We start from the raw sequence: 24,570 nt of genomic DNA on the forward strand, positions 1-24,570 counted from the left end.
GCGGGACAGAGGCGCAGATGGGTGTCCGTTTTCGACGGATCACACAGCAGAAATGACGCAGATGGGATAGTTGCTTGGGGGCTTACACGCGGAGATAGGTTTCTATCGCTTTGAAATAGGTTTTTCACTGGAAGCGCAGGAGAGTTTTAACACAGGCCAATCTGGTCTGGGCGGCTTTCGCCCAGATCATGAAACACACCCGCCATCAGTCCAAGCGCTTGGCGCATCAGGGGGGCGGGCAGATGTTCGTCAGGTGCGTGCTGACTGCATCCCGGATAGGAATGGGGCACCCAGATTGCGGGCAGGTTCAGGATATCGGTGAACACATCATTGGGCAGTGACCCGCCAAGCGAGGGCAAAACCACAGGCGCCTCGCCGCAGGTTTTCGCGATGGAGGCGCTGACAAATTGCGCGAAAGGATGCTCTGTCGGGGTTTGGCTGGCGGCAAAGCTCGGCCCCTCAGGCGTGATCTGGACATGCTCAAAGCCATGCGCATCCAGATGCCTGCGCAGCGCAGGCTCGATTTGCGCCATATCCACGCCTTTGACAAAGCGCAGTTGCAGCCATGCATGAGCCTCGGGCGGGATGGCATTGACGGGGCGCTCGGGTGTTCCGCAGGTAAAGGCCAGAATTTCTGCCGCGACCCAAGCATGGACCCTTTCGGCAGGGGTCAAATCAGGCTCGCCCCACCACTCATCCACCTCACCCGCAACAGGAGTGATGCCCGTCAGCGCGCGGCGTGCGGCCTCAGGGAGGGCCTCAGGCTTCCAGCCTTTGATCTTGAGATGGCCCCGCGCATCGATGATGCAGGCAATCGCATTGGCCAGCTCGACCCCTGGATTGGCGATGGCCCCGCCGAAATTGCCCGAATGCCTGCCGCCCTTGCGGCGGATGATCGAGAGTTTGAAACTTGCCCCCCCGCGTGCACCAAGAAAAATCGTGGGGGCAGAGGCCTCCTGCCTAGGGCCATCCGAGGCAAGGAAAAGATCAGCCTTGAGCCGCGCCCCCTCGCGGCGGGCCAGATCATGCAATCCCGGCGAGCCTGCTTCTTCCCCCATCTCAAGCAGCAGTTTGACATTAAAGCCAAGCGCGCCTTTCACTTTCAAAACGGATGATAACGCATTGATATTGATCAGATGTTGGCCTTTGTTATCCGCAATTCCGCGCCCATACCACACCCCGTCTTCCTTGCTGAGAACATGCGGGTCACGCCCCTTGGCCCACGCGCCCTGCATTGCAGGCACGGTATCACCATGGCCATAGGTCAGGATGGTGGGCAGGCCGGCGTCCTCAATCCGCTCGGCGAAGAGGAAGGGCAGATCGCAACCCTCAACCGCCAACCTTGTGCAGGAAAACCCCATCTCAGTCAGACGCGGTTCCCAATACTCCAGATATCGCAGCAGGCTTGGCGCGGCATCGGGTTGGGTGGAATCCGTGGGAATAGCGATCAGCGCGGCCAGATCGGCCTCGAATGTTCCGTCATCAAAGCGGGCTTGGGCCTGTGTTATCGCGGCGTCACGGGTCATTGCGCGCTCATGCGGCCAGATCGATCCAGACGGGCACATGGTCCGAGGGTTTGTCGCGCCCACGGATTTCCTTGTCGATCCGCACATCGCAGAGCAGATCGGCGGCTTGCGGGCTGAGCAACAAGTGATCAATGCGGATGCCGTCATTCTTGTTCCAAGCGCCTGCCTGATAATCCCAGAAGGAGTAATGATCAGGCCCCAGCACACGGGCGCGGAACGCCTCGGTCAGGCCAAGGTTCAACAGCCTGCGAAACGCTGCGCGCGATTGGGGCAGGGCGAGCGCGTCCTGCTGCCAGACCTGCGGGCGGGCGGCGTCTTCATCTTGGGGGATCACGTTGTAATCGCCTGCAAAAACCACGGGCATCTCGGTGGCCAGAAGCTCTTTGGCGCGCTCTTCCATGCGGGCCATCCATGCCAGCTTGTAATCATATTTGGGGCCCGGTGTCGGGTTGCCATTGGGCAGATAGAGGCCACAGACACGGATCGCCTGCTCGCCCATCACGGTGGCCTCGATCCAGCGGGCTTGCTCGTCTTCCGCATCGCCAGGAAGGCCGCGGGTGACATCCTCCAAGGGCAATTTCGACAGGATCGCCACGCCGTTGAAGCTTTTCTGGCCATGGGTTTCGACATTGTAGCCGCGATCCTCAAAGACCTCGCGGGGGAAATTTTCATCGATGGATTTGATTTCCTGAAGAAGGGCGACATCGGGCTGCGCCTCATCCAGCCAAGCGGGCAGGGCGTCGATGCGGGCTTTGATCCCGTTGATATTAAATGTGGCGATTTTCATGACGGACCCCGATTATGCAGCTTGTCCCTACATATCGCTTGGGGCGCGCAGCAAGGCAAGCTTAAGCGGTAGCATCCACGCGCGATGGCTCGGCCAACCACGCGCGGGCTTGAGTTTCTTCATCGGGGTTGAACCCTTTGATCACCAAATTCGGGATCAGCGCGCTTTCGAGTTGGGCCATAAATTTGTAGAACGGCCAATCGCTGAGCAGCGCAACCTTCTCGATTTTCCGCAGCAAGCCCATCATCTGGCCGAAATGGCGCAGCTCAACCCCGATGGCGCCAAGCGTCGGCCATTCAACCCCGCCAGCACGCATCAAGAGATTGCCATGCTCCATGCCCTCCATATCCTTGACGAGCATGTCCAGAGCGACCTCCATGGTCACGGCATCAATGGTGCCATGGGCCTCGATCACCAAAAGTTCAGGGGCCTCAAGCGTGCTGGTAAAGACGGGGTTCGTCATGGTCATTCCTCCGATTGCTGGAGAAATCTTGCCCCAGCAACGGCCGCGCCGCCATGATCCACATCAAACAAGGCTACATCGAAAAGGAGGTGCCGCAGCCGCAGGATGAAGTTGCATTGGGGTTGTCGATCACGAAACGTGCGCCGATCAGCTCTTCCGAGAAATCGATCACGGCATTGGCCAGAAATGGCAGTGAGACCGCATCAACCACCACCTTTTGACCCGCGCCCTCAATCACCAGATCATCGGGGGCGGCCTCATCCAGTTTGATCTCGTATTGAAAGCCGGAACAGCCCCCGCCTTCAACCGCAACGCGCAAGGCTTGCGCCTGTTCTGCATCCTCATTGATCTCGGCCAGACGCGCAAAGGCGCGTTCGGTGACTTTCGGGGGCAGGGTCAGGGTCAGCGTCATGGGGTTTATCCAAAGCCAGTGTCGCAATTGTCATCTCTCTCATATATGGAAGCATAAACGCTCCGACAAGGACAGAGGGAAAGCATATGCGCGCTGTTTATGCCTGCGATCCAAGCCAAAGCCGCGGCAGATTGGTGCCTGAGGAGGAAAGCGCCTTCCGCTCCTGTTTCCAGCGGGATCGTGACAGGATCATCCACGCTTCGGCCTTTCGGCGGCTCAAGCATAAAACCCAAGTTTTTGTGGAACATGAGGGCGATTATTACCGTACCCGCCTGACCCATTCGATCGAAGTGGCACAAGTGGCGCGCACGATTTCGGGCGCGCTTGGCCTGAATGCGGAGCTGACCGAGGCCGTGGCGCTGGCCCATGATCTGGGGCACACACCTTTCGGCCATACGGGCGAGGATGCGCTCTCGGATTTGATGGCGCCTTATGGCGGGTTTGATCATAACGCGCAGGCCATTCGGATCGTCACCGCACTCGAGCGGCATTACGCCGAGTTTGACGGTCTCAACCTCACTTGGGAAACGCTTGAAGGCATCGCCAAACATAATGGCCCTGTCGCGGACCCCGTGCCTTGGGCGCTGGCGCAATATAGCACGGTCCATGATCTGGAACTCTCCACTCATGCCAGCGCCGAGGCGCAGGTGGCAGCCCTTGCCGATGATGTCGCCTATAACCACCATGATCTGCATGACGGGTTGCGGGCCGAGTTGTTCTCGACCGATGAGCTGATCGAATTGCCGATCCTGCGGGAGTGTTTCGGTGCCGTTGATCGCAAATATCCCGGTCTGAATTATTACCGCCGCCGCCATGAGGCGCTGCGCCGTTTCTTCGGGGTGCTGGTCGAGGATGTGATTGCCTATGCACAAACCGCACTGGCCGAGATCGATCCGCAAAATGTCGGGGATATTCGCGCCGCTGGTCGCCCTGTGATCCAGTTCTCGGATGCGGTGTTCCAAGACCTCAAGCAAATCCGCAGCTTTTTGTTTACGCGCATGTATCGCGCGCCTTCGGTGATCGAGATGCGCCGTGAGGTGACGCAAGTTGTCACGGAATTATTCCCGTTCTTTATGGAAAACCCCGAAAACCTGCCCAAGCAATGGCGCAAGGATGTGGCCGAGGTGACCTCGCAAACGGAACTGGCGCGGATCGTATCGGATTACATCGCGGGCATGACGGATCGCTTTGCGCTGCAAAGCCATGCCGAATTTTTGGGGGGCGCGGCTGGGGGATACGGGGCGCGAGATGGGCAAATATCGCGCGCATGATTGACCTTCGCGCGCGCCATGCTACACCCCGTCAGATCAGTTCAAGGACCCAACTAACATGACGCTTTTCGCCGATATCCGTTCCCTCGTGATCCAATGCCTTGATGCAATGGCCGCTGAGGGCAGCCTGCCCGCAGGCCTCGACTATGCCAATGTGGCGGTCGAGCCGCCGCGCGATGCAGCCCATGGCGATATGGCGACCAATGCCGCGATGGTGCTGGCCAAGCCCGCAGGCCTCAAGCCGCGCGATATCGCGGAAGCCTTAGCGCCCAAGCTGATGGAAGACGCGCGTATCGACAGCGCCGAGGTCGCAGGCCCCGGCTTTTTGAACCTGCGCCTGTCGGCCCAGACATGGCGCAATGTGGTGGTGGATGTGCTGACCCATGGTGCAGATTTCGGCCGCTCTGATATGGGGCAGGGCAAATCGGTGAATGTGGAATATGTCAGCGCGAATCCGACAGGGCCTTTGCATGTGGGCCATACCCGTGGTGCCGTGTTTGGCGATGCGTTGGCCAGCCTTCTGGATTTCGCGGGCCATAAGGTCACGCGGGAATATTACATCAATGATGGTGGCGCGCAGGTCGATGTCCTCGCGCGCTCGGTCTATCTGCGCTATCTTGAGGCCCATGGCCAAGAGGTGGCCTTTGCCGATGGCACATATCCCGGCGATTACCTGATCGGGGTGGGCGCGGCACTTAAGGACAAGGTGGGCGATGCCTATATCGACCAGCCCGAGGATGTCTGGCTGCAAGAGGTGCGTGAGTTTTCAACCGATGCAATGATGGAACTGATCCGCGAGGATCTGGCCCTGCTCGGCGTGAAGATGGACAAGTTTTTCTCCGAAAAATCGCTCTATGGTACAGGGTTGATTGAGGCGGCGATCAAGGATCTCGACGGCAAGGGATTGATCTATCGCGGCGTGCTGGAGCCGCCCAAAGGCAAAACCCCCGAAGATTGGGAACCGCGCGAGCAGACCTTGTTCAAATCCACCGAATATGGCGATGATGTTGACCGTCCGATCCAGAAATCAGATGGGGCATGGACCTATTTCGCGCCCGATATCGCCTATCATTTTGATAAGGTTTCCAGAGGCTTCGATGAACTTATTGATGTCTTTGGGGCTGATCATGGCGGCTATGTCAAACGGATGAAGGCGGCTGTTGCGGCATTGTCGGAAGGCCGTGTGCCGCTGGATGTGAAACTTACCCAATTGGTGCGGCTTTTCAAAGGGGGCGAGCCGTTCAAAATGTCCAAACGGGCGGGCACATTCGTGATGCTGCGCGATGTGGTCGATGAGGTCGGCGCGGATGTCACCCGTTTCATCATGCTGACCCGCAAGAATGACGCGCCTTTGGATTTCGACCTCGACAAGGTCATGGAGCAATCCAAGGATAACCCTGTTTTCTATGTCCAATACGCCCATGCCCGTATTCATTCGGTGCTGCGCAAGGCCGATGAGGCAGGGATGGGCAGCACAGGGCTGCCTGATGATCTGTCACAACTGGCCGATCCTGCGGAATTTGCCCTGATCGCGAAACTGGCGGAATGGCCCCGTATGGTCGAGATTGCAGCGCAATCTCATGAGCCGCATCGGATTGCCTTCTATCTCTATGATTTAGCATCAGAATTTCACGCATTGTGGAATAAGGGCAATGGCGAGCCACATCTGCGCTTCTTCCAAGAGGGTGACACGAGCGCAACATCTGCAAAACTTAGCCTGATCCGTGCCGTAGCCGTTGTTATTTCCAACGGTCTTGGTATTCTAGGGGTCAAGCCGGTTGAAAAAATGTGAGGCATAAGCCTCCGCGACGCCGGTTTCGAGCAGGACTATAGACATCACGGATGGATGCACCACGCAGAGGGTGCACGTTTGTGATTGGAGGCAGGCATGGCAGTATACGAGAATTATTCTCCTTATGACGATGGCGTCAGCTATTCGGATGCTCCGCAGGTGGACCCACCTCAGGCGGAACCCGCAAGGGTGACCTTGGCGTTGAATTGGGCGGGCGCAGCGGTATCGCTGTCGCTGGTTGTGGGGCTGTCGGTTTGGGCATGGCAATTGACGATGCGCGATGTCTCGGGCGTGCCCGTGATCCGCGCTTTGGAAGGCCCGATGCGCATTGCCCCCGAAGATCCGGGCGGATCGCAGGCCGAGCATCAAGGTCTGGCCGTGAACCGCATCGCAGCAGGCGAGGAAGCCGCCCCCGCAGCCGAGCGGATCGTTTTGGCCCCTGCACCTGTTGAACTTGCAGAGCTTGATTTCGTCTCGGCCAGCACGCCTGAGGCGAGCGAGGCCGAAGTTTTGCCAACCCCTGATGCGGCCTCGGCCGCAACCTTGGAATTATTCGAAGCGCTGGAAGAGGGCGTTTTGGAAGCCGAAACCGAACAGGCCGCCCCCGCCACAGGGCTGACCCGTTCGCCCCGTCCGACTGTGCGCCCTGCCGATCGTCGTGTCGCGGCTATTAGCACCGCAAATGACGCCGACCCCGTTGAAACGGCGGCCTTGTCGGATGAGCTGGACCCCACTGGCCTGCCTGAAGGCACACGGCTGGTGCAGCTTGGCGCCTTTGACGATCTTGAGACCGCCCGCGCAGAATGGACGCGGCTCAGCGGGGCGTTCCCTGATTTCTTCAATGGCCGCCCCCGCGTTGTGCAAAGCGCCGTTTCGGGTGGTCGGGAATTTATTCGTCTGCGCGCAGCAGGGTTTGACGACCTCTCGGATGCGCGCCGCTTTTGCACCGCCCTTCTGGCGGAAGGCACGGCCTGTATTCCTGTGACGGTGCGCTAGGCGTGGCGGGCATATCCGCCACGATTCTTGGCTGCGTAGGGCCGCGACTGAGCGAGGGCGAGGCCGAATTCTTTGCCCAAGCGCAGCCTTGGGGCTTTATCCTTTTTGCCCGAAATATCGAAACACCTGAACAGGTTCGCCGCCTAACATCTGATCTGCGCGCGGCCCTTGGGCGCGATGCGCCGATCCTGATTGATCAGGAAGGCGGGCGGGTACAGCGCCTGCGCGCCCCGCATTGGCGTGAATGGCGCCCTGCTTTGGATGAGGTCATGGTACTGAGCGCAGATCAGGCCGCGCGCGCCCTCTATCTGCGCGGTGCCCTGATCGGGGCGGAGTTGCGTGCGATTGGCATTGATACAAATTGCGCGCCTTTGGCCGATGTTGCCCGTGATGAAACCCATCCCGTGCTGCTCAACCGTCTTTACGGGCGTAACCCCGAAAGCGTAGCCCGCAATGCGCGCGCCATGGCAAAGGGCTTGCTGGCCGCAGGGGTGTTGCCCGTTCTCAAACATCTTCCAGGCTATGGCTTGGGGCAGGTGGATAGCCACGCGGAATTGCCGCGTGTCTCTGCCAGCCGCGCCGAGCTGGAGGCCATTGATTTCGCCGCCTTCAAACCCTTGGCCGACCTGCCTTTGGGGATGAGCGCGCATATCGTTTATGACGCGATTGAGGATGGCCTGCCTGCCACCATGTCGAAAACCCTGATGGATCTGGTGCGCAGCGAGATCGGCTTCAAAGGGTTGATGATGACCGATGACCTCTCGATGGGGGCCTTGCCGGGACCTATTGGCGAGCGCGCGGCGCGCTCGATTGCGGCGGGCTGTGATCTGATTTTGCATTGCAACGGAGACCGCGCCGAGATGGAGGCGGTTGTTGCAAACTCGGGCGCGCTTGAGGGCGCGGCCCTTGCACAGGCCGAGGCGGCGCTGGCCTTGCGCCACGCCCCTGTGGCGCTTGACATTTCCGCCCTTCAGGCCGAGTTTGAGGCGCTTCACAGCAAGGCTCCTTGATGTCCGATCCGACCGCGCCCGCCAATGACAATCCGCCCGTGGATGGGGCCGAGTGGGACTCGGTCGCTGAACGGCGTGCGGCCGAGGCGCTGATCGTCGATGTGGACGGGTTTGAAGGCCCTTTGGACCTGCTTCTGACGCTCTCGCGCACCCAGAAGGTGGATTTGCGCAAAATCTCGGTCCTCAAACTGGCCGAGCAATATCTGGTTTTCGTCGAGGAAGCGCGCAAGCTGCGCATCGAGCTGGCCGCTGATTACCTTGTAATGGCCGCATGGCTGGCCTTTTTGAAATCCCGCCTTTTGCTGCCCCCCGATCCCACCGATGAAGGACCATCGGGCGAGGAAATGGCCGCCCATCTGGCCTTTCAACTGGAACGTCTGGCCGCCATGCGCGAATGCGCGGCGCGGTTGATGGGGCGCGACAGGATCGGGCGGGAACGCTTTGTGCGCGGCCTGCCTGAAGGGGTCACCGCCACCAAGAAAATCGTCTATTCCGCGACCTTGCTGGACCTGATGCAAGGCTATGCGCGGATCAAGACCAAGGAAGAGTTCCGCCCCTTCGTGATGGACCGTGACAGCGTCTTTACCATGGAGGAAGCGCTGGAGCGGATGCGCGGGCTGATCGGATATGCGGGCAATTGGACCGATATTTCCTCCTATATCCCCTCAGGCTGGGAGGCGGACCCGAAGAAACGGCGCTCGGCCACGGCGTCAACTTTTGCGGCGGCTTTGGAATTGGCCAAGGCCGGCAAGGTGGAGCTGCGCCAATCCGAGACCTTTGCCCCGATTGAATTGAAGCGGAAAGACGAGTGAAGCCATGACCGCAGAGACAGAAAACCAAGCCACGCAAGCCCCTTCAGAACCCGATGAAAAGCCCGCAGGCCCGAGCGACAGTCTGTTTCAGGCCCCGCCTATGGGTGAGCAGGAACGCATGGTCGAGGCGTTGCTCTTTGCCAGTGCCGAGCCGATGACCCTGCGCGAGATGGAAAAGCGCATGCCACATGGCTGTGACCCTGCCGAGGCCGTGCAATATCTGCGTCGCCGCTATGAGGGGCGGGGGGTGAATGTCGCGCGTGTGGGCGATGCATGGGCGATCCGCACGGCGGGTGATTTGGGCTATCTCATGAGCCGCGAGACGGTCGAGACCCGCAAACTCAGCCGCGCCGCGATCGAGACCTTGGCGATCATCGCCTATCACCAGCCCGTCACCCGCGCCGAAATCGAGGAAATCCGTGGCGTTTCGGTCAGCCGTGGCACGATTGATCAATTGATGGAAATGGAATGGATCCGCTTTGGTCGGCGCAAAATGACGCCTGGCCGCCCTGTGACCTATACGGTCACACAATCCTTCCTTGACCATTTCGGCTTGGAAAGCGCCCGCGATTTGCCTGGCTTGAAGGAATTGCGCGAAGCGGGCCTGTTGGAAAGCCGCCCGCCAAGCAGCCTTGTTCCCGTGGCCAGCAGCGAGGATAGCGACCCTGATGAAGACGCGCTGCCCTTTGATGAGGACGAGGGCGAGGACACGGATGATATGTTCGAATAGGCTCGGCTCGAAAAAGCCATAATTTCTGCTATACTGCGCAAAATAACAATTTGAGCAGAGGTAATATGGAACGTCTTATTGCAATGATCCTGCGCCGCTTCATGGGCCAGATCATCAATCGCGGCATCAATGCGGGCTTCAATAGGGTCTCGAATAGGGGCGGGAACGCCTCTGAGGGCCAGCCGCCTGCCAATACCCCGCAATCCGCTCGAGAAACACAGCAGCGCATGCGCCAAGTGGGCCGCCTTGCCGGACGCCTAAGACGATTTTAATCGTTTTACGTCAGCCGACAACACGCTGAAAATACATATTTTTAAATGAAACGGGGCGCCGAATGGGCGCCCCGTTTTGTATTGAGAGATACCGCTGATTAGCAGCTGTAATACATCTTGTATTCAACTGGGTGCGGTGTGTGCTCGAATTCGTAGACTTCTTCCCACTTAAGGGCAGCATAGCCTTCGATCTGGCTCTTGGTGAACACGTCGCCTTTGAGCAGGAACTCGTGGTCTTTTTCCAGCTCGTCCAGCGCTTCACGCAGCGAGGCGCAAACGGTTGGGATCTCTGCCAGCTCTTCTGGGGGCAGATCGTAGAGATCTTTGTCCGAAGGCTCACCAGGGTGGATCTTGTTCTGGATGCCGTCAAGGCCAGCCATAAGCAGGGCTGCGAAGCACAGATAGGGGTTTGCCGCTGGATCGGGGAAGCGGGCTTCCACACGTTTTGCCTTGGGCGACTCTGTCCATGGGATACGAACACAACCCGAACGGTTACGAGCCGAATAAGCGCGCAGAACGGGGGCCTCGAAGCCCGGGATCAGACGCTTATAGGAGTTGGTCGAGGGGTTCGTGAAGGCGTTCAGCGCTTTCGCGTGCTTCAAGATACCACCGATGAAATACAGCGCTTCATCCGAGAGATCGGCATATTTGTCGCCAGCAAAGAGCGGCTTGCCGTCTTTCCAGATCGACATGTTGCAGTGCATGCCTGTGCCGTTATCGCCAGAGATTGGCTTGGGCATGAAGGTCGCGGATTTGCCATAGGCATGGGCGACATTGTGGATGATGTATTTGTATTTCTGCAGCTCGTCGGCCTGTTTTGTCAGGCTGCCGAAGATCAAGCCAAGCTCGTGCTGGCAAGACGCCACTTCGTGGTGATGCTTGTCGACCTTCATGCCGATGCGCTTCATGGTGGAGAGCATTTCCGAGCGCAGGTCTTGTGCGGCATCGGTTGGGTTCACAGGGAAGTAACCGCCCTTGATACCCGGACGATGGCCCATATTGCCCATCTCGTATTCGGTATCAGAGTTCCAGGCGGCGTCCTGAGCATCAACCTCATAAGAGACTTTGTTCATGGAGACCGCAAAACGGACATCGTCAAAGAGGAAGAATTCTGCTTCTGGGCCGAAATAGGCCACATCGCCGATACCCGAGGATTTGAGATAGGCCTCAGCCTTCTCGGCAGTGCCGCGTGGGTCACGATCATAGGCTTCGCCCGTGTCAGGCTCGACCACCGAGCAATGCACGCAGAGCGTTTTCTCGGCATAGAATGGGTCAACATAGACGCTGTCAGTATCGGGCATCAATTTCATGTCCGACGCTTCAATGCCTTTCCAGCCAGCGATGGAGGACCCATCGAACATGAAGCCTTCATCGAGGAAGTCTTCATCTACCTGATCAGACATCACAGTGACGTGCTGAAGTTTGCCGCGCGGATCAGTGAAACGGATATCTACATATTCGATATCTTCGTCTTTGATCATTTTGAGAACGGTATCTTTGCTCATCGTGACCTTCCCTTAAGGTTTTGTTGAAGTCGGGGCGGGGAGCCCCTTTTGAAAAATGAAATCCAGCCAAAAGCTGGGATCAGAGGGCGTCTTCCCCAGATTCGCCCGTCCGGATGCGGATCGCTTGCTCAACTGGCGAGACAAAGATTTTGCCATCGCCAATTTTGTCGGTCTTGGCCGCGTCAATGATCGCCGCTACAGCGCCATCGACCAGGTCATCCGACAAAACCACTTCGATTTTCACCTTTGGCAAGAAATCGACCACATATTCGGCGCCACGATAGAGTTCTGTGTGACCCTTCTGACGGCCGAAACCTTTTACTTCAGTGACGCTAAGCCCCTGAATTCCGATCTCTTGGAGGGCTTCTTTGACCTCGTCGAGCTTGAACGGTTTGATAATCGCCTCGATTTTTTTCATGTGGGCCTCCTCGTATACGAGCGCTTTTGTTACCTTGTGGGTGAGACCACTTCTGATTTGCGGCGACAATGCGATACGGCCAAACAAGCATTCCAGCCCGAGGGCTTTTCGAGCGTGCGGCTAAAAAATAATCGCAACGCACAAAAAATAGACGCTTTGAAAACTATGGGGCTGGGAGGCGAACATGAAAAAGGCCACCACAAAGAATGGCGGCCTTTTCAGGAGGAGCGGGAGGGTCTTGGGCCCTAGAACGCTCCGGCGACAGCTTCTACATGCGGGGCAGCGGCGCAAAGCTCTAGCCCGCCTGCATAAATGATCTGATCTTTGTCGAAATGCAGCGCAATCATATGGCTCGGGCGCGTATGGCCATCGGCCCATTTGATAAACTCGCCATCGACAAGCTGTTCTGCCTCAAGCTCGGCTTGGGGTTTGCCGTAAAGCGCCTGCGCACGCCAGTCGCGGATCAAAACGCGTTGCTGGGGAAGAAGGATGACATCTTCCTCGGGCTTGCCGCCAAGCGCATCCTTGCCGACATGCACCAAGCGCAAACTGCGCGGCACGGCGCGGCGGATCACAGCGCGCACGGTTTGGGCACCACCATTGCGGGTGATCACGCGGTCACCGGGATAGATCGCCTCAACGGGCAGGGCGCCATCCAGCGTCAGCACAGTAGTGCCAAGCGGAAGCGCTGCATCAAGTTTGGTTTGGGGATTGGACTCAACGGGTGAACTGCCGGCAAATTGCCGGGTGTCTAGATGTGTCATTGCTGCTCCTGCACTCAAATGCGGGCATTCTTTGATGCCTCGCCTTTTTATTGGCTTGATCGTGCCACATTCGCGCAGGGAAATCAAAAGATATTAACCCGTCTATCTTTGGTGTGGTTTTTTGGTCAGGGCGCGGGGTGAATTTACTCTCGCATCCTGAATTCAGCTCTGCTAAGAGCCGCCTCGTTGCGGGTGTGGCGGAATTGGTAGACGCACCAGATTTAGGTTCTGGCGCCGCAAGGCGTGGGGGTTCAAGTCCCTTCACCCGCACCATCCTTTCTTGAATATTCGGTCGAAGTGGCGTCCCCCCTTGTTTTCGGGGTTGAACGCCCCCTTGCCCCCCTCTAGTAAGGCGCAAATTCCGTCCTGGGGCCGCTGTCTGCGGTCTCGTTTCGAACGCGAGGAAGATTATGAACGTCACCGAGACTCTGAACGAAGGCCTCAAGCGCGCCTATGAAATCACAATCACCGGCGCCGAGCTTGAAGCCAAGGTGAACGAGAAGCTTGCCGAGGCACAGCCCGGTATTGAAATGAAGGGCTTCCGTAAGGGTAAAGTCCCGATGCCATTGCTGAAAAAGCAGTTTGGCCCCCGTGTCATGGGTGAAGCGATGCAGGAAGCCGTTGACGGCGCGATGCAGAACCATCTGGAGACCAGCGGCGACCGTCCTGCGATGCAGCCTGAGGTCAAAATGACCAATGAAGACTGGAAAGAAGGCGATGATGTCGTTGTTTCCATGTCCTATGAATGCCTGCCCGAAATCCCCGATGTGGATTACAAAAAGCTCAAGCTCGAGCGTTTGGTCGTGCCTGCTGATGAAAAAGACGTCGAAGATGCGTTGAACAACCTCGCGGCCAGCTCGCAGAACTTCGAGACCAAGAAGGGCAAAGCGGCGGATGGCGATCAGGTTGTGTTTGATTTCCTTGGTAAAGTGGATGGCGAGGCCTTTGAAGGCGGCGCGGCAGAAGATTACCCGCTGGTTCTGGGCTCCAATGCATTCATCCCCGGCTTTGAAGAGCAGCTGGTTGGCGTGAAAGCCGGCGAAGAGAAGAATGTCGAAGTGTCCTTCCCTGAGGAATACGGCGCCGAGCATCTCGCGGGCAAAGCGGCCGTGTTCGAATGCAAGGTCAAGGAAGTCAAAAAGGCAGTTCCTGCCGAGTTGGACGATGAATTGGCCAAGAAATACGGCGCAGAAGACCTCGCCGCGCTGAAAGGCCAGATCGAAGAGCGTTTGGGCGCTGAATATAAGGGCGCGGCCCGTCAGGTTCTCAAGCGCGCCTTGCTTGATCAGCTGGACAAAGCGGTTGAGTTTGAACTGCCGCCAAGCCTTGTTGACGCCGAAGCCAGCCAGATCGCGCATCAGCTGTGGCATGAAGAAAACCCCGAAGTGCAGGGCCATGATCACGGTACCATCGAAGCAACCGATGAGCATAACACCCTCGCATCGCGCCGCGTAAAGCTTGGCCTGTTGCTGGCAGAGCTGGGACAAAAGAACGACGTTCAGGTCTCGGATGCCGAAATGACCCAAGCGATCATGAACCAAGCCCGCCAATACCCCGGGCAGGAGCGTGAATTCTTCGAATTTATCCAGAAGAACCAAGCCGCACAGCAGCAGCTTCGCGCGCCTTTGTTCGAGGATAAGGTTGTCGATTACATCTTCGAGCAAGCGGATGTGAAAGAGAAAGAGACAACCAAAGCCAAGCTTGAAAAAGCGGTTGAAGAGCTGAGCGAAGAGTAACTTCGCCCCATATCTCTGTGATATTACTGAATTTAGGTCGCCTCGAAAGGGGCGGCCTTTTTCTTTGGTTTCAAATTGGTCTCTAAAGAAGTTTTCTCTGGCCCGAACTAGCGGCGCGTCCTAGGCTTATTGAGACTAGCAACCATCACATGGAGCCCAAAATGATCCGTCTCTTTCTGACCAGTTTCGCGATGGTCTGCGCCATGAGCGTGGCCGCAATGGCCTGCCCGTCGGCACAAGCCGCAGGGGCGAGTTACAGCTTTACGGGGCAAGATCTCTATGCGCCCAAGACATTCGGTGTGCAGGCCTCGGGGCAGTTTTCATTGGCAAATTGCGGTTTGGGCAATGTGGGAAGCGGATATTTCAACGCGGCACCCAGCTATACCCTCGATCTGACGGGGATGCAGGACTACCAATTGGTGCTGGATGTCGACAGCCAATGCGATTCAGCGCTTCTTGTTCTGGGGGCGGATAACCAGTGGTATTTCGATGATGATTCAAACGGCAATCTTGATCCGATGATCACGCTTGGCTCGGCTGCGCAAACCAATGGGCGGGTGAATGTCTGGGTCGGAACCTTTGGCGGCAGCAGTTGCGGCGGGTCACTCAACCTTGAAACCTTCTACGCCCAAGCGCCCGCGCCACAACAATCAGGCACATGCCCGACCTTCCAGCAGGAAGGGTTGATCCTGAATTATTCGGGCCAGCAGCTTTATGCACCACAAACGCTTTCGGTTTCGGCCACAGGGGGCACATCGCTGGATGGGTGCAATGGCATGGGTGTTGACGCTTGGGGCTATGCCTCCACCTCGCCGCAATACACGCTCTATCTTTCTGGTATGCAGGATTACGATCTGGAAATTCAGGTCGAGGCGCAATGCGACAGCGTTTTGCTGGTCAATACCGCCGATGGCCAATGGCATTTCGATGATGATTCCAACGGCAACCTGAACCCGATGATGCGCCTGTCTGGCTTGGGAGCCTTGGAAGGGCGCGTTGATGTCTGGGTTGGGTCCTATGGCGGGGTCAATTGCCCCGCATCGGTAGAGTTCGAGACATGGCTGGCAAGCTCCGGCGCGGCGACCCCTGCGCCAAGCGGGGGCGGCAATTGCCCGAGCTTTGCCTATACTGGCGCGACCTTCTCGCTGACGGGGGACGATCTCTACAGCCGCGACAGCTTCCAGAGCCAAGCCTTGGGCGGGGCGGATGTGAATGGCTGCGGTCTTCCAGGGTTCGGCTATGCCAGCCAAGCCCCGCAATATTCCTTCTACCTCTCGGGGATGGATGCCTATCGTCTGGAGATGATCGTGAATTCATCTTGCGACACGACCCTGTTGGTGAATACCGCAGATGGCCAGTGGTTCTATGATGATGACAGCGCGGGCAATCTGAACCCGCTTCTCAATCTGCGCGGTGGCAACCTGTTGAACGGGCGCGTGGATGTCTGGCTTGGCTCCTATAGCGGGGCGGCATGCCCTGCGACCCTGTCCTTGGAGACATGGAACAACTAGACTGCCAAAATGTATCGAAAGTTAAAGGATGACTCACTTTAGGGTCATTCTGCCTTCTCTTTAGGTTCGAAAGTCATAAGCCACGCGCGATCCGAACAAGGGGCGCATCGGGCAAATCCAGCACAATCAGCAACGCTCCGTCATGGTCGATGGCCACATCGCGGACACGACCGATCCCTTCCAGAAGACGCTCTTCACCCGCCACGCTGTCCCCGTTGATATCGAGCCGCACCAAGGCTGAGGCGACCAGACCCGAGGCCAGAATATCACCCGACCATTCTGGAAACATCGCCCCGTCATAAAACACCATCCCACCCGGAGCGATCACAGGGTCCCAATAATAGCGCGGCTCGGTAAAATCGGGGGCGTGGCGGGCCGCGCCTGTGCCAATGGCGCTGCCATTGTAATTCACGCCATAGCTGACAATGGGCCAGCCGTAATTCGCCCCCGCTTCGATGATGTTCAACTCATCCCCGCCTGCGGGGCCATGCTCGATCGTCCAGAGACGGCCATCCGCGGCAAGGGCTGCCCCTTGGATATTGCGATGCCCGTAGGAATAGATGCGGGCCTCAGGCGTTTGGCCCGTTTCCTCCACGCGGATCACCTTGCCATAGGTGGTGCTGAGGTCTTGCGCCAAGACACATTCCCCACGTGAGGAATGCTCGCCCGTTGTGATGAAGACCGCGCCCGCGCCATCAGCCACGATACGGCTGCCATAATGCATCGGCGTGGAGGAGGGCGGATTGCCGATAAATATATCGCGCAGCCCGCTGAGGCTTGAGGCATCCGCACTCAGAACCGCGCGGGCGGCGGCGGTGGTGGAGCGGCCATTTCCCATGGGTTTGGAATAGGTCAGGTAGATCACGCGGCTTTGCGCGAAATCAGGCGCGATTTCCACATCGAGCAGCCCGCCTTGGCGGCGTGCAAAGACATCAGGCGTGCCGCTGATCGGGTCCGAGAGCACGCCTTCGCGGCTGACATGGCGCAGCGCGCCCGAGCGCTCGGTCACCAGATAGCCTTCGTCATCAGGCAAAACGGTCACGGCCCAAGGGTGTTCCAGCCCCTCGGCCACAATGCTTTGGCTGAGCGCGAAATCGCTCGTTTGGGCCGGTGCCTCGGTCTGTGCGGCGAAAGCGGGGGTGAGATCAGGTTGATTGGGCGCGCCATCGGGAACGGGGGCGGTTTGCGCAGCCCCCATGCCGAGAGGCACACAAAATAGGGCGGTTAAGCAGATGAGGGAGGGCAGGCGGCGCATGAAAAGACCTTCCGATAGGGGACGTACTTTTCAATCTATATAGCGCAAAAAAAGAACCGCGCCCCGAAAGGCGCGGTTCACGATCTGGTTATGAGGACCAGCCTATAACGGCGCGGCCCTCAAAAGATCAGGCTTCTTCGTCGCTCTCATCGGCCGCAGGGGCCTCAGGCGCGTCGCCATCTTCGTCGTCATTCTGGGCTGCACCGATATCGTCGAACAGCTCGGCGATTTCGAATTCAGCAGCCGCTTCTTCTTCAGCAGCCAATTCTTGGATCGACTTGCCAGCTGCCTGCAGTTCCGCTTCTTCGGGCGAACGTGCAACGTTCATCACGATATCAACGGTGACTTCGGCGTGCAGATGCACATGCACGGAATGCAAACCCAAATCCTTGATAGGACGGGCCAATGCGACCTGCTTGCGATCTACGGTGAACCCACCTGCGGTTGCGGCTTCGGCGGCGTCACGGGTGGTGACGGAGCCGTAGAGCGCGCCCGAGTCGGAAGCGGAGCGGATCACGATGAATTGCTGGCCTGCCAACTTTTCTGCGAAGGCTTCTGCTTCTTTCTTGGTCTCGAGGCTTTGTGCTTCCAGCTGAGCTTTTTGCGCCTCGAAGGCCTTGAGGTTGGATTCATTGGCACGGAGGGCTTTTTTCTTGGGCAACAAGAAATTGCGTGCGTAACCGTCTTTGACGGACACGACATCGCCCATTTGGCCGAGCTTGGCTACACGTTCGAGAAGGATCACTTCCATGGGTCGGTCTCCTTACTTTACTGCGTAGGGCAGGAGGGCCAGGAACCGTGCGCGTTTGATGGCTTTTGCCAATTGACGCTGGTTCTTGGCACCGACTGCGGTGATACGGGACGGAACGATCTTGCCACGCTCAGAGATGTAGCGCTGCAAAAGACGGGTGTCTTTGTAATCGATCTTGGGTGCGCCTTCGCCGTCGAACGGGTCGGACTTGCGGCGGCGGAAAAACGGTTTAGCGGCCATGTTCTATATCCTTCCCTGATTAACGGCGCTCGCGGCGTTCGCCACGGTCGCTGCGTTCGTCACGTTTTTGCATTTGTACGGAGGGCAGTTCCTCATGCGCGTCGACCTTGATGGTCAGCACACGCATCACGTCTTCATGCAGACGCATCAGGCGCTCCATTTCCTGCACGGCGCCAGCAGGCGAGTCGGTGCGGATATAGGCGTAATGGCCCTTGCGGTTCTTGTTGATTTTATAGGCCATCGTTTTGACGCCCCAATATTCGAAATCAACGACTTCGCCACCATTGTCCTTCAGGACGGTGCCGAAATGTTCGATCAGGCCTTCGGCCTGCGCGTTGGACAAATCCTGACGCGCGATCATCACATGCTCATAAAGCGGCATGCCATCTCCAGTTCTGTTACAAGCGTGTTTCAAAGACCGACCCACTTCCGCCCTCGGTCACGAGGGACAACGCCGATGAAAAAAGTCTTGGCGGAAGATTGGGGCGTTATACAGATGTCTGCGCGTGGCGCAAGACAAGCTTTGCGTATATTTTATTTGGCTTTTGGGGCTGCACGCGCGCGTCAAAACCAAACTTGGAATTGCGAAGCGCGAAGCCATAGGGTAGCCCCTGTGCCAAGTTTTGAAAAACAGCCGATACCAAGAGAGGGGCCATTCCATGAGCAGAGCCTTTATATTTCCCGGTCAAGGGGCGCAAACCATCGGGATGGGCCGCGATCTGGCCGAGAATTATCCTGCAGCGCGCGCCGTATTCGAAGAGGTCGACGAGGCTTTGGGGGAAAAGCTCTCGGATCTGATCTGGGAAGGCGAGGCCGAGGAGCTGACGCTGACGCGCAATGCACAGCCTGCGCTGATGGCCACGTCGATGGCCGCAATGGCCGCGCTGAACGCCGAAGGGATCAGCGTGGAAAGCCATGCCGATTATGTGGCGGGCCATTCGCTTGGTGAATATGCAGCGCTTTGTGCGGCAGGATCTTTCACTTTGGCCGATACCGCGCGGCTGCTGCGCATTCGTGGCGATGCGATGCAAAAGGCCGTCCCGCAGGGCGAGGGCGCGATGGCCGCGCTTTTGGGCTTGGATTTCGCGCAAGCCATGGACGTGGCGCAGGAGGCCGCCGAGGGCCAGATTTGCACAGCCGCCAATGATAATGACCCCGCCCAAGTCGTGATCTCGGGCGCGCGGGAGGCTATTTTGCGCGCAGTGGATATCGCCAAGGCAAAAGGGGCCAAGCGCGCATTGCTTCTGCCCGTCTCGGCACCGTTTCATTGCGCCTTGATGGAGCCCGCCGCGACCGCCATGGCGCAAGCCTTGGCCGAGGTTGAGGTGAAAGACCCTGTCGTGCCTTTGGTCGGCAATGTCAGCGCGCGGCCGGAAAGTGCCGCGGCCGATATCCGTGCCAATCTGATCGAACAGGTCACAGGCCGCGTGCGCTGGCGCGAAAGCGTGATGTGGATGGCCGAGCGCGGTGTTGTGGATTTCTGGGAAATCGGCGCGGGCAAGGCCTTGTCGGGCATGGTCAAACGCATCGACCGCTCGGTCGAGACGCGGGCCATTGGCACAGCGGATGATATCAAAGCGGTCATGGACGCGTTGAATGGCTAAACGCCTTGGAATGATTGCCGCAATTGTGCTGGCTGTGAGTGCGGGGGGCTATGGCCTGATCCGCTTTGCGGGCGCAGGCGCGACAGTGTTCCAGCTTGAAGGCGCGGTTTTGCATGTCTCAGGGCCAATCAGCGGCGCGGCGTCGGACAGATTACAGCGCTTTCTGGAAGAAAATGACGAGATCACGCTGGTCTCGCTTGGGGATATTCCAGGCGCTGATGATGTGGGTTGGGCGGCTGGCATGGGGCGGGTGATCCGCGCCTCAGGCGTTGATACTCAAGCGGCAGGCCCGATCGTGAATGATGCAATCCTGATCTATCTGGGCGGCGTGGAGCGCCGTGTGACGGATGCGGGAACCTTCGTTTTTCAAAGCGATGCGCTGCAACAAACCACAGGCATTGCCGTGGATCAAAGCCCTGCCGCACAATCTGATCGGGAGCGGCTGGTCACGACCATATTGGGCAGCCCAGATTTCGCGGCCTTCATGGCCGAGATGCGCGCCAGCACAGACTTCTATATTCTGACCGAAGACGATATCGCGGCTTTCGGTCTGCAAACCGAGATAAATTGAACTCAGGGGAGAGGCGATCATGTTTGATCTGACAGGAAAAAACGCGCTGGTGACAGGCGCATCGGGCGGCATTGGTGCCGATATCGCGAAAATGCTGCATGCATCGGGCGCAAGCGTGGGCCTGTCGGGCACGCGGGTCGAGCCTTTGGAAGCGCTGGCGGCGGAATTGGGCGAGCGCGCCCATGTGCTGCCCTGCAACCTGAGCGATGCCGAGGCGGTTGAGGCGCTGCCCAAAGCGGCAATCGCTGCGATGGGGTCGGTTGATATTCTGGTCAATAATGCAGGCATCACCCGCGATAACCTGTTCATGCGCATGTCGGATGAGGAATGGGCGCAAGTGCTGGAGGTCAATCTGACCTCGACCATGCGGCTGTGCCGTGGCGTGCTGCGCGGCATGATGAAGGCGCGTTGGGGCCGGATCATCAATATCAGCTCGGTCGTGGGCGCAACAGGCAATCCGGGGCAGGGCAATTACGCGGCCTCCAAGGCGGGGATGGTCGGCATGTCGAAATCACTGGCCTATGAAGTGGCCAGCCGCGGGATCACCGTGAATTGCGTGGCCCCAGGCTTCATCGAGACCGCGATGACCGATAAGCTCAATGAGGAGCAAAAGGGCAAAATCCTGACGCAAATTCCCGCAGGTCGCATGGGCACACCAGCCGAGATCGCAGGCGCTGTGGCTTACCTCTCGTCGAATGAGGCCGGCTATATGACGGGTGCGACCCTGCATGTGAATGGCGGAATGGCGATGCTCTGACGGCCATAATTGGCGAAAGGGTGACGTAATGGCATTGCCTTCCAGAGCAAGTATGCTATAGGCGGCCCAGATTTGCCGGTGAGCGTGTTGCTCTTCGGCCCGTCTGTTCGAGATTGTGCAATAAAGCCTTTCAAAAACAGGCATTTGAGCGGCCGGAATGGCAGTTTGTAACAGTGCAGGGAACAACTTGCACCGAAACGGATGAGGAAAGACTATGAGCGACATCGCAGATCGTGTGAAGAAAATCGTCGTCGAGCACCTGAGTGTAGACGCAGACAAAGTTGCCGAGAACGCATCGTTTATCGATGATCTTGGCGCAGACTCGCTGGATACAGTTGAGCTGGTTATGGCGTTCGAAGAAGAATTCGGCATCGAAATCCCCGATGACGCCGCCGAGACGATCCAGACTTTTGGCGATGCGGTGAAATTCATCACAGAAGCCCAGTAATCCTTTCGGATTACGAGCAAAATTTAGGCGGTGCCCCCTGCGGGCGCCGCTTTTTCTTTTTAAAGCACCGCCAATTCAAGCTGAGCCCAAAGCGCTGCCTGAAATCTGCGATTTCAAGCTGCTAAGGGGCGCTTTCTTGTTCAAGTTACCCATAAAGCGCTTTATATCGGGCAATCATGTGCCGAGGCTTGGGTTGTGGGGATTGCCCCCGACAAGGCGCTCGGGGTATCACATCGCGAATTGCGCTTAAGAATGAGGGGCCGTGACATGCGTCGAGTAGTGGTAACAGGGCTTGGTCTGGTAACGCCTTTGGCGACCGGAGTGGAAGAAACCTGGTCTCGGATTTTGGACGGACAATCGGGTGCAGGCCCGATCACACGCTTTGACACGACTGGGTTTGGCACCAGCTATGCCTGCGAAGTCAAACGCGGCGATGGCAGTGATGGTACCTTCAACCCAGATGACTGGATGGAGCCCAAGGAACAGCGCAAGGTTGATGAATTCATCCTTTACGGCGTGGCGGCTGCGGATCAGGCGATTAAGGATTCGGGCTGGATGCCAACCGATCGCGATGCGCAGGAACGCACAGGCATTTTGATTGGCGCGGGGATTGGCGGATTGAACTCCATCGCCGAGACAGCCGTAACGCTGAGAGATAAGGGCCCGCGCCGCGTGTCGCCTTTCTTTGTTCCGGGCGCTTTGATCAACCTGATCTCGGGCCAAGTTTCGATCAAATACGGCTTCCGTGGCCCCAACCATGCGGTTGTGACGGCCTGTTCAACGGGTGCACATGCCATTGGCGATGCCGCGCGTCTGATCCAATGGGGAGATGCAGATGTGATGGTTGCAGGCGGCGCGGAAAGCCCGATCTGCCCTATCGGCATTGCGGGCTTTAATGCGTGTAAGGCGCTGTCTACCAAGCGCGGTGATGATCCGCAGGCGGCCAGCCGTCCTTGGGATGCCGATAGTGACGGCTTTGTCATGGGCGAGGGTGCAGGCGTGGTCGTGTTGGAAGAATACGAACATGCCGTGGCGCGCGGCGCGACGATCTATGGTGAAATTCTAGGCTATGGCCTCTCGGGCGATGCGCATCACATCACAGCGCCGCCCCCCGATCATGAAGGGGCCGAACGCGCAATGCGCGCGGCCTTGAAGCGGGCAGGGCTGGAGCCGAAGGATGTTGATTACGTCAACGCCCATGGCACATCCACCATGGCCGATACCATCGAATTGGGCGCGGTTGAGCGGTTGATGGGCGATCATGCGAAGGATTTGCTGATGTCCTCGACCAAATCGGCGACAGGGCATTTGCTGGGAGCGGCAGGCGCGATTGAGGCGATCTTCTCGATCCTTGCAATCCGCGACCAGATCGCACCGCCCACGATCAATCTTGATAATCCTGCCGCCGAGACCCAGATCAATCTCTGTGCTAATAAGGCCGTAAAGGGTGAGATCAATATCGTGCAATCGAACTCCTTCGGATTTGGCGGCACGAATGCCTGTCTGATCATGGGGAAAGTCTGACTTTATGTGGAAAAGCGTCGCCGCGAATGGAATGAGCTTTCTGATCGTTGTGCTGGTCGGATTCGCGGGTCTGGTTGGCTGGGGGCAAAGCGAGTTTCGCGGTCAAGGCCCGCTTGATCAGGCCATTTTCTTCGAAGTGCCACGCGGTGCCACATTGCGGCAGGTCTCAAGTGCACTTGAGGAGGAGGGTGCGCTCTCCTCGCCTTTGGTGTTCAGGCTTGGGGCGGATTACGCGGGCTATGCCTCGGAGCTGCGTTTTGGCAATTACGAGATACCCGCGGGTGCCTCGATGGAAGATATCCTTGAGATTGTAACCTCGGGTGGGGCATCGACCTTCCGCTACACGGCGACCTTTGTTCTGCGCAATACCGGAACGGGTGAAATCCGCCTGCGGGAACGCGTGCCTGGAACGGGTGAAATCGTTGATTTGGCGACATTTTCCTATGATGCCGAAGTGCCTGAGATTTACCGCGAGTTGACCAATGGCGACACGTCCGTGGTCTACCGTGTGTCGGTGCCTGAGGGGCTGACCAGCTGGCAGATTGTGGAAGGCCTCAATCAGGCTGAGTTCTTGTCGGGTGAGGTGGCCTCGGTCCCTGCGGAAGGGATGCTGGCGCCTGATACCTATGAAGTACAGCGCGGGGCCGCGCGCACAGAATTGCTGGCGCGGATGCTGTCGGCACAGAGTGAAATTCTGGCCAATGCATGGGAAAACCGCGTGGATGGCCTGCCGTTGAACAGCCCTGAGGAGGCGTTGATCCTTGCTTCGATCATCGAAAAGGAAACCAGCGTTCCCGATGAGCGGCGTCAGGTGGCCAGCGTCTTTGTGAACCGTTTGAACCGTGGCATGCGGCTGCAAACCGACCCGACGGTGATTTACGGCGTGACCGAGGGGCGCGGCATTCTGGATCGTGGCATTCGCCAATCCGAGCTGCGCGATGAGAACCCGTGGAACACCTATGTGATCGACGGGCTGCCGATCACACCGATTGCCAATCCAGGACGGGCCGCAATTGAGGCCGCCCTCGACCCCGATGGAAGCCCCTATATCTTCTTTGTGGCCGATGGCACGGGCGGGCATGCCTTTGCCGAGACATTGGATGAGCATAACCGCAATGTGGCCGCATGGCGCCGCATTGAGGCCGAGCGCGAAAACCAATTGGGCCTGAGCGATAGGTAAGCAAATGGTTAATGCGCACGCCGCGTGTTAACCATTTGAAAACTAAAAACCTTTTGACATTGCGAGCGGTCTGTGGCATCACTTGTGACATGCTGGAAGACATGGGTTTGAGCAGCCCCACATGAGTGGTCCAATTTGAAAGTTAGTGCATGATCGGCCTTTGGTCCATCGGGATGATGGCTTCGGGCGCTGGTGGGCGGTAGCCCAATGCACTGTGTGGTCGCTTGGTGTTGTA

General features: G+C 58.0%; 26 protein-coding genes and 1 tRNA gene. 16 read left to right on the top strand and 11 right to left on the bottom strand.

Annotated features, from left to right (window positions below; all coding sequences use genetic code 11):
- Positions 1-146 precede the first annotated feature (146 nt).
- From ACTYEO_RS13240 to ACTYEO_RS13255, 4 genes are all read right to left on the bottom strand, one after another.
- Entirely contained in the window at positions 147-1,526 is a 1,380-nt protein-coding gene (locus tag ACTYEO_RS13240; protein WP_449324222.1) for a M20 family metallopeptidase, read from the bottom strand.
- Positions 1,527-1,533: 7 nt separating this feature from the next.
- On the bottom strand, positions 1,534-2,313 hold the full coding sequence (gene xth / locus ACTYEO_RS13245) for an exodeoxyribonuclease III (RefSeq protein ID WP_449324223.1): 780 nt from the start codon (positions 2,311-2,313) through the stop codon (positions 1,534-1,536).
- Positions 2,314-2,374: 61 nt separating this feature from the next.
- Positions 2,375-2,776 (bottom strand): STAS/SEC14 domain-containing protein, encoded by a 402-nt coding sequence (locus ACTYEO_RS13250; RefSeq protein ID WP_449324224.1) that lies wholly within the window; start codon positions 2,774-2,776, stop codon positions 2,375-2,377.
- A 73-nt stretch (positions 2,777-2,849) separates the two neighbouring features.
- Positions 2,850-3,176 (bottom strand): HesB/IscA family protein, encoded by a 327-nt coding sequence (locus ACTYEO_RS13255; protein ID WP_449324250.1) that lies wholly within the window; start codon positions 3,174-3,176, stop codon positions 2,850-2,852.
- A 98-nt stretch (positions 3,177-3,274) separates the two neighbouring features.
- Between ACTYEO_RS13255 and ACTYEO_RS13260 the strand changes: the two genes are divergently transcribed.
- The 7 genes from ACTYEO_RS13260 to ACTYEO_RS13290 all read left to right on the top strand — a co-directional run bounded on the left by ACTYEO_RS13260 (position 3,275) and on the right by ACTYEO_RS13290 (position 10,071).
- Positions 3,275-4,459 (top strand): deoxyguanosinetriphosphate triphosphohydrolase, encoded by a 1,185-nt coding sequence (locus ACTYEO_RS13260; RefSeq protein WP_449324225.1) that lies wholly within the window; start codon positions 3,275-3,277, stop codon positions 4,457-4,459.
- 58 nt (positions 4,460-4,517) lie between these two features.
- A complete protein-coding gene (gene argS, locus ACTYEO_RS13265) occupies positions 4,518-6,251 on the top strand; it encodes an arginine--tRNA ligase (RefSeq protein WP_449324226.1) in 1,734 nt (577 codons plus the stop codon).
- A gap of 96 nt (positions 6,252-6,347) precedes the next feature.
- Positions 6,348-7,247 carry an SPOR domain-containing protein gene (locus tag ACTYEO_RS13270; RefSeq protein ID WP_449324227.1) on the top strand — a complete coding sequence of 300 codons (900 nt, stop codon included), beginning with the start codon at positions 6,348-6,350 and terminating at the stop codon, positions 7,245-7,247.
- A gap of 2 nt (positions 7,248-7,249) precedes the next feature.
- On the top strand, positions 7,250-8,257 hold the full coding sequence (locus tag ACTYEO_RS13275; RefSeq protein WP_449324228.1) for a glycoside hydrolase family 3 N-terminal domain-containing protein: 1,008 nt from the start codon (positions 7,250-7,252) through the stop codon (positions 8,255-8,257).
- Positions 8,257-9,069, top strand: a complete 813-nt coding sequence (locus ACTYEO_RS13280; protein WP_449324229.1) for a segregation and condensation protein A — start codon at positions 8,257-8,259, stop codon at positions 9,067-9,069. The genes ACTYEO_RS13275 and ACTYEO_RS13280 overlap by 1 nt, the downstream gene beginning before the upstream one ends.
- Positions 9,070-9,073: 4 nt before the next feature.
- Entirely contained in the window at positions 9,074-9,799 is a 726-nt protein-coding gene (gene scpB / locus ACTYEO_RS13285) for an SMC-Scp complex subunit ScpB (RefSeq protein WP_449324230.1), read from the top strand.
- A gap of 65 nt (positions 9,800-9,864) precedes the next feature.
- On the top strand, positions 9,865-10,071 hold the full coding sequence (locus tag ACTYEO_RS13290) for a hypothetical protein (RefSeq protein WP_449324231.1): 207 nt from the start codon (positions 9,865-9,867) through the stop codon (positions 10,069-10,071).
- Positions 10,072-10,169: 98 nt separating this feature from the next.
- Here the strand turns inward: ACTYEO_RS13290 and glnA are convergent, their stop codons facing one another.
- The 3 genes from glnA to ACTYEO_RS13305 all read right to left on the bottom strand — a co-directional run bounded on the left by glnA (position 10,170) and on the right by ACTYEO_RS13305 (position 12,758).
- On the bottom strand, positions 10,170-11,576 hold the full coding sequence (glnA, locus tag ACTYEO_RS13295; protein ID WP_449324232.1) for a type I glutamate--ammonia ligase: 1,407 nt from the start codon (positions 11,574-11,576) through the stop codon (positions 10,170-10,172).
- A 79-nt stretch (positions 11,577-11,655) separates the two neighbouring features.
- Positions 11,656-11,994, bottom strand: a complete 339-nt coding sequence (locus ACTYEO_RS13300; RefSeq protein ID WP_449324233.1) for a P-II family nitrogen regulator — start codon at positions 11,992-11,994, stop codon at positions 11,656-11,658.
- 245 nt (positions 11,995-12,239) lie between these two features.
- Positions 12,240-12,758: a Hint domain-containing protein gene (locus tag ACTYEO_RS13305; protein ID WP_449324234.1), complete on the bottom strand. Its 519-nt coding sequence runs from the start codon at positions 12,756-12,758 to the stop codon at positions 12,240-12,242.
- 188 nt (positions 12,759-12,946) lie between these two features.
- On the opposite strand from ACTYEO_RS13305, the gene ACTYEO_RS13310 reads away from it, so the two are divergent.
- From ACTYEO_RS13310 to ACTYEO_RS13320, 3 genes are all read left to right on the top strand, one after another.
- A tRNA-Leu gene (locus tag ACTYEO_RS13310) sits at positions 12,947-13,031 on the top strand.
- Positions 13,032-13,168: 137 nt separating this feature from the next.
- A complete protein-coding gene (tig, locus tag ACTYEO_RS13315) occupies positions 13,169-14,494 on the top strand; it encodes a trigger factor (protein WP_449324235.1) in 1,326 nt (441 codons plus the stop codon).
- A 161-nt stretch (positions 14,495-14,655) separates the two neighbouring features.
- Positions 14,656-16,005 (top strand): hypothetical protein, encoded by a 1,350-nt coding sequence (locus ACTYEO_RS13320; protein ID WP_449324236.1) that lies wholly within the window; start codon positions 14,656-14,658, stop codon positions 16,003-16,005.
- 73 nt (positions 16,006-16,078) lie between these two features.
- Here the strand turns inward: ACTYEO_RS13320 and ACTYEO_RS13325 are convergent, their stop codons facing one another.
- The 4 genes from ACTYEO_RS13325 to rpsF form a co-directional block, all read right to left on the bottom strand.
- Positions 16,079-17,203: a PQQ-dependent sugar dehydrogenase gene (locus ACTYEO_RS13325; protein ID WP_449324237.1), complete on the bottom strand. Its 1,125-nt coding sequence runs from the start codon at positions 17,201-17,203 to the stop codon at positions 16,079-16,081.
- A 184-nt stretch (positions 17,204-17,387) separates the two neighbouring features.
- Positions 17,388-18,011, bottom strand: a complete 624-nt coding sequence (gene rplI, locus ACTYEO_RS13330; RefSeq protein WP_449324238.1) for a 50S ribosomal protein L9 — start codon at positions 18,009-18,011, stop codon at positions 17,388-17,390.
- 12 nt (positions 18,012-18,023) lie between these two features.
- Positions 18,024-18,251 (bottom strand): 30S ribosomal protein S18, encoded by a 228-nt coding sequence (gene rpsR, locus ACTYEO_RS13335; RefSeq protein ID WP_449324239.1) that lies wholly within the window; start codon positions 18,249-18,251, stop codon positions 18,024-18,026.
- 19 nt (positions 18,252-18,270) lie between these two features.
- Positions 18,271-18,633, bottom strand: a complete 363-nt coding sequence (gene rpsF / locus ACTYEO_RS13340; RefSeq protein WP_449324240.1) for a 30S ribosomal protein S6 — start codon at positions 18,631-18,633, stop codon at positions 18,271-18,273.
- Positions 18,634-18,910: 277 nt separating this feature from the next.
- Here rpsF and fabD point away from each other — a divergent pair, with 277 nt between their 5' ends.
- The 6 genes from fabD to mltG all read left to right on the top strand — a co-directional run bounded on the left by fabD (position 18,911) and on the right by mltG (position 24,335).
- A complete protein-coding gene (gene fabD / locus ACTYEO_RS13345) occupies positions 18,911-19,855 on the top strand; it encodes an ACP S-malonyltransferase (protein WP_449324241.1) in 945 nt (314 codons plus the stop codon).
- Complete coding sequence (locus tag ACTYEO_RS13350; RefSeq protein WP_449324242.1) at positions 19,848-20,426, top strand: hypothetical protein; 579 nt, start codon at positions 19,848-19,850, stop codon at positions 20,424-20,426. The genes fabD and ACTYEO_RS13350 overlap by 8 nt, the downstream gene beginning before the upstream one ends.
- A 19-nt stretch (positions 20,427-20,445) precedes the next feature.
- Positions 20,446-21,183, top strand: coding sequence for a 3-oxoacyl-ACP reductase FabG (gene fabG, locus ACTYEO_RS13355; RefSeq protein WP_449324243.1), 738 nt, complete (start codon positions 20,446-20,448; stop codon positions 21,181-21,183).
- A gap of 214 nt (positions 21,184-21,397) precedes the next feature.
- A complete protein-coding gene (locus tag ACTYEO_RS13360; protein ID WP_449324244.1) occupies positions 21,398-21,631 on the top strand; it encodes an acyl carrier protein in 234 nt (77 codons plus the stop codon).
- Positions 21,632-21,898: 267 nt separating this feature from the next.
- A complete protein-coding gene (fabF, locus tag ACTYEO_RS13365) occupies positions 21,899-23,155 on the top strand; it encodes a beta-ketoacyl-ACP synthase II (RefSeq protein WP_449324245.1) in 1,257 nt (418 codons plus the stop codon).
- 4 nt (positions 23,156-23,159) lie between these two features.
- Positions 23,160-24,335: an endolytic transglycosylase MltG gene (gene mltG / locus ACTYEO_RS13370; RefSeq protein WP_449324246.1), complete on the top strand. Its 1,176-nt coding sequence runs from the start codon at positions 23,160-23,162 to the stop codon at positions 24,333-24,335.
- Positions 24,336-24,570 lie beyond the last annotated feature (235 nt).

The sequence above is a fragment of the Rhodophyticola sp. SM2404 genome, assembly GCF_053570515.1.

Excerpts from the sequence above, each read along its gene's own strand:
- ACTYEO_RS13240 (WP_449324222.1), bottom strand. The coding sequence starts at position 1,526 with ATGACCCGTGACGCCGCGATAACACAGGCCCAAGCCCGCTTTGATGAC.
- xth (WP_449324223.1), bottom strand. The coding sequence starts at position 2,313 with ATGAAAATCGCCACATTTAATATCAACGGGATCAAAGCCCGCATCGAC.
- ACTYEO_RS13250 (WP_449324224.1), bottom strand. The coding sequence starts at position 2,776 with ATGACGAACCCCGTCTTTACCAGCACGCTTGAGGCCCCTGAACTTTTG.
- ACTYEO_RS13260 (WP_449324225.1), top strand. The coding sequence starts at position 3,275 with ATGCGCGCTGTTTATGCCTGCGATCCAAGCCAAAGCCGCGGCAGATTG.
- argS (WP_449324226.1), top strand. The coding sequence starts at position 4,518 with ATGACGCTTTTCGCCGATATCCGTTCCCTCGTGATCCAATGCCTTGAT.
- ACTYEO_RS13270 (WP_449324227.1), top strand. The coding sequence starts at position 6,348 with ATGGCAGTATACGAGAATTATTCTCCTTATGACGATGGCGTCAGCTAT.
- ACTYEO_RS13280 (WP_449324229.1), top strand. The coding sequence starts at position 8,257 with ATGTCCGATCCGACCGCGCCCGCCAATGACAATCCGCCCGTGGATGGG.
- scpB (WP_449324230.1), top strand. The coding sequence starts at position 9,074 with ATGACCGCAGAGACAGAAAACCAAGCCACGCAAGCCCCTTCAGAACCC.
- ACTYEO_RS13290 (WP_449324231.1), top strand. The coding sequence starts at position 9,865 with ATGGAACGTCTTATTGCAATGATCCTGCGCCGCTTCATGGGCCAGATC.
- glnA (WP_449324232.1), bottom strand. The coding sequence starts at position 11,576 with ATGAGCAAAGATACCGTTCTCAAAATGATCAAAGACGAAGATATCGAA.
- ACTYEO_RS13300 (WP_449324233.1), bottom strand. The coding sequence starts at position 11,994 with ATGAAAAAAATCGAGGCGATTATCAAACCGTTCAAGCTCGACGAGGTC.
- ACTYEO_RS13305 (WP_449324234.1), bottom strand. The coding sequence starts at position 12,758 with ATGACACATCTAGACACCCGGCAATTTGCCGGCAGTTCACCCGTTGAG.
- tig (WP_449324235.1), top strand. The coding sequence starts at position 13,169 with ATGAACGTCACCGAGACTCTGAACGAAGGCCTCAAGCGCGCCTATGAA.
- ACTYEO_RS13320 (WP_449324236.1), top strand. The coding sequence starts at position 14,656 with ATGATCCGTCTCTTTCTGACCAGTTTCGCGATGGTCTGCGCCATGAGC.
- ACTYEO_RS13325 (WP_449324237.1), bottom strand. The coding sequence starts at position 17,203 with ATGGGGGCTGCGCAAACCGCCCCCGTTCCCGATGGCGCGCCCAATCAA.
- rplI (WP_449324238.1), bottom strand. The coding sequence starts at position 18,011 with ATGGAAGTGATCCTTCTCGAACGTGTAGCCAAGCTCGGCCAAATGGGC.
- rpsR (WP_449324239.1), bottom strand. The coding sequence starts at position 18,251 with ATGGCCGCTAAACCGTTTTTCCGCCGCCGCAAGTCCGACCCGTTCGAC.
- rpsF (WP_449324240.1), bottom strand. The coding sequence starts at position 18,633 with ATGCCGCTTTATGAGCATGTGATGATCGCGCGTCAGGATTTGTCCAAC.
- fabD (WP_449324241.1), top strand. The coding sequence starts at position 18,911 with ATGAGCAGAGCCTTTATATTTCCCGGTCAAGGGGCGCAAACCATCGGG.
- ACTYEO_RS13350 (WP_449324242.1), top strand. The coding sequence starts at position 19,848 with ATGGCTAAACGCCTTGGAATGATTGCCGCAATTGTGCTGGCTGTGAGT.
- fabG (WP_449324243.1), top strand. The coding sequence starts at position 20,446 with ATGTTTGATCTGACAGGAAAAAACGCGCTGGTGACAGGCGCATCGGGC.
- ACTYEO_RS13360 (WP_449324244.1), top strand. The coding sequence starts at position 21,398 with ATGAGCGACATCGCAGATCGTGTGAAGAAAATCGTCGTCGAGCACCTG.
- fabF (WP_449324245.1), top strand. The coding sequence starts at position 21,899 with ATGCGTCGAGTAGTGGTAACAGGGCTTGGTCTGGTAACGCCTTTGGCG.
- mltG (WP_449324246.1), top strand. The coding sequence starts at position 23,160 with ATGTGGAAAAGCGTCGCCGCGAATGGAATGAGCTTTCTGATCGTTGTG.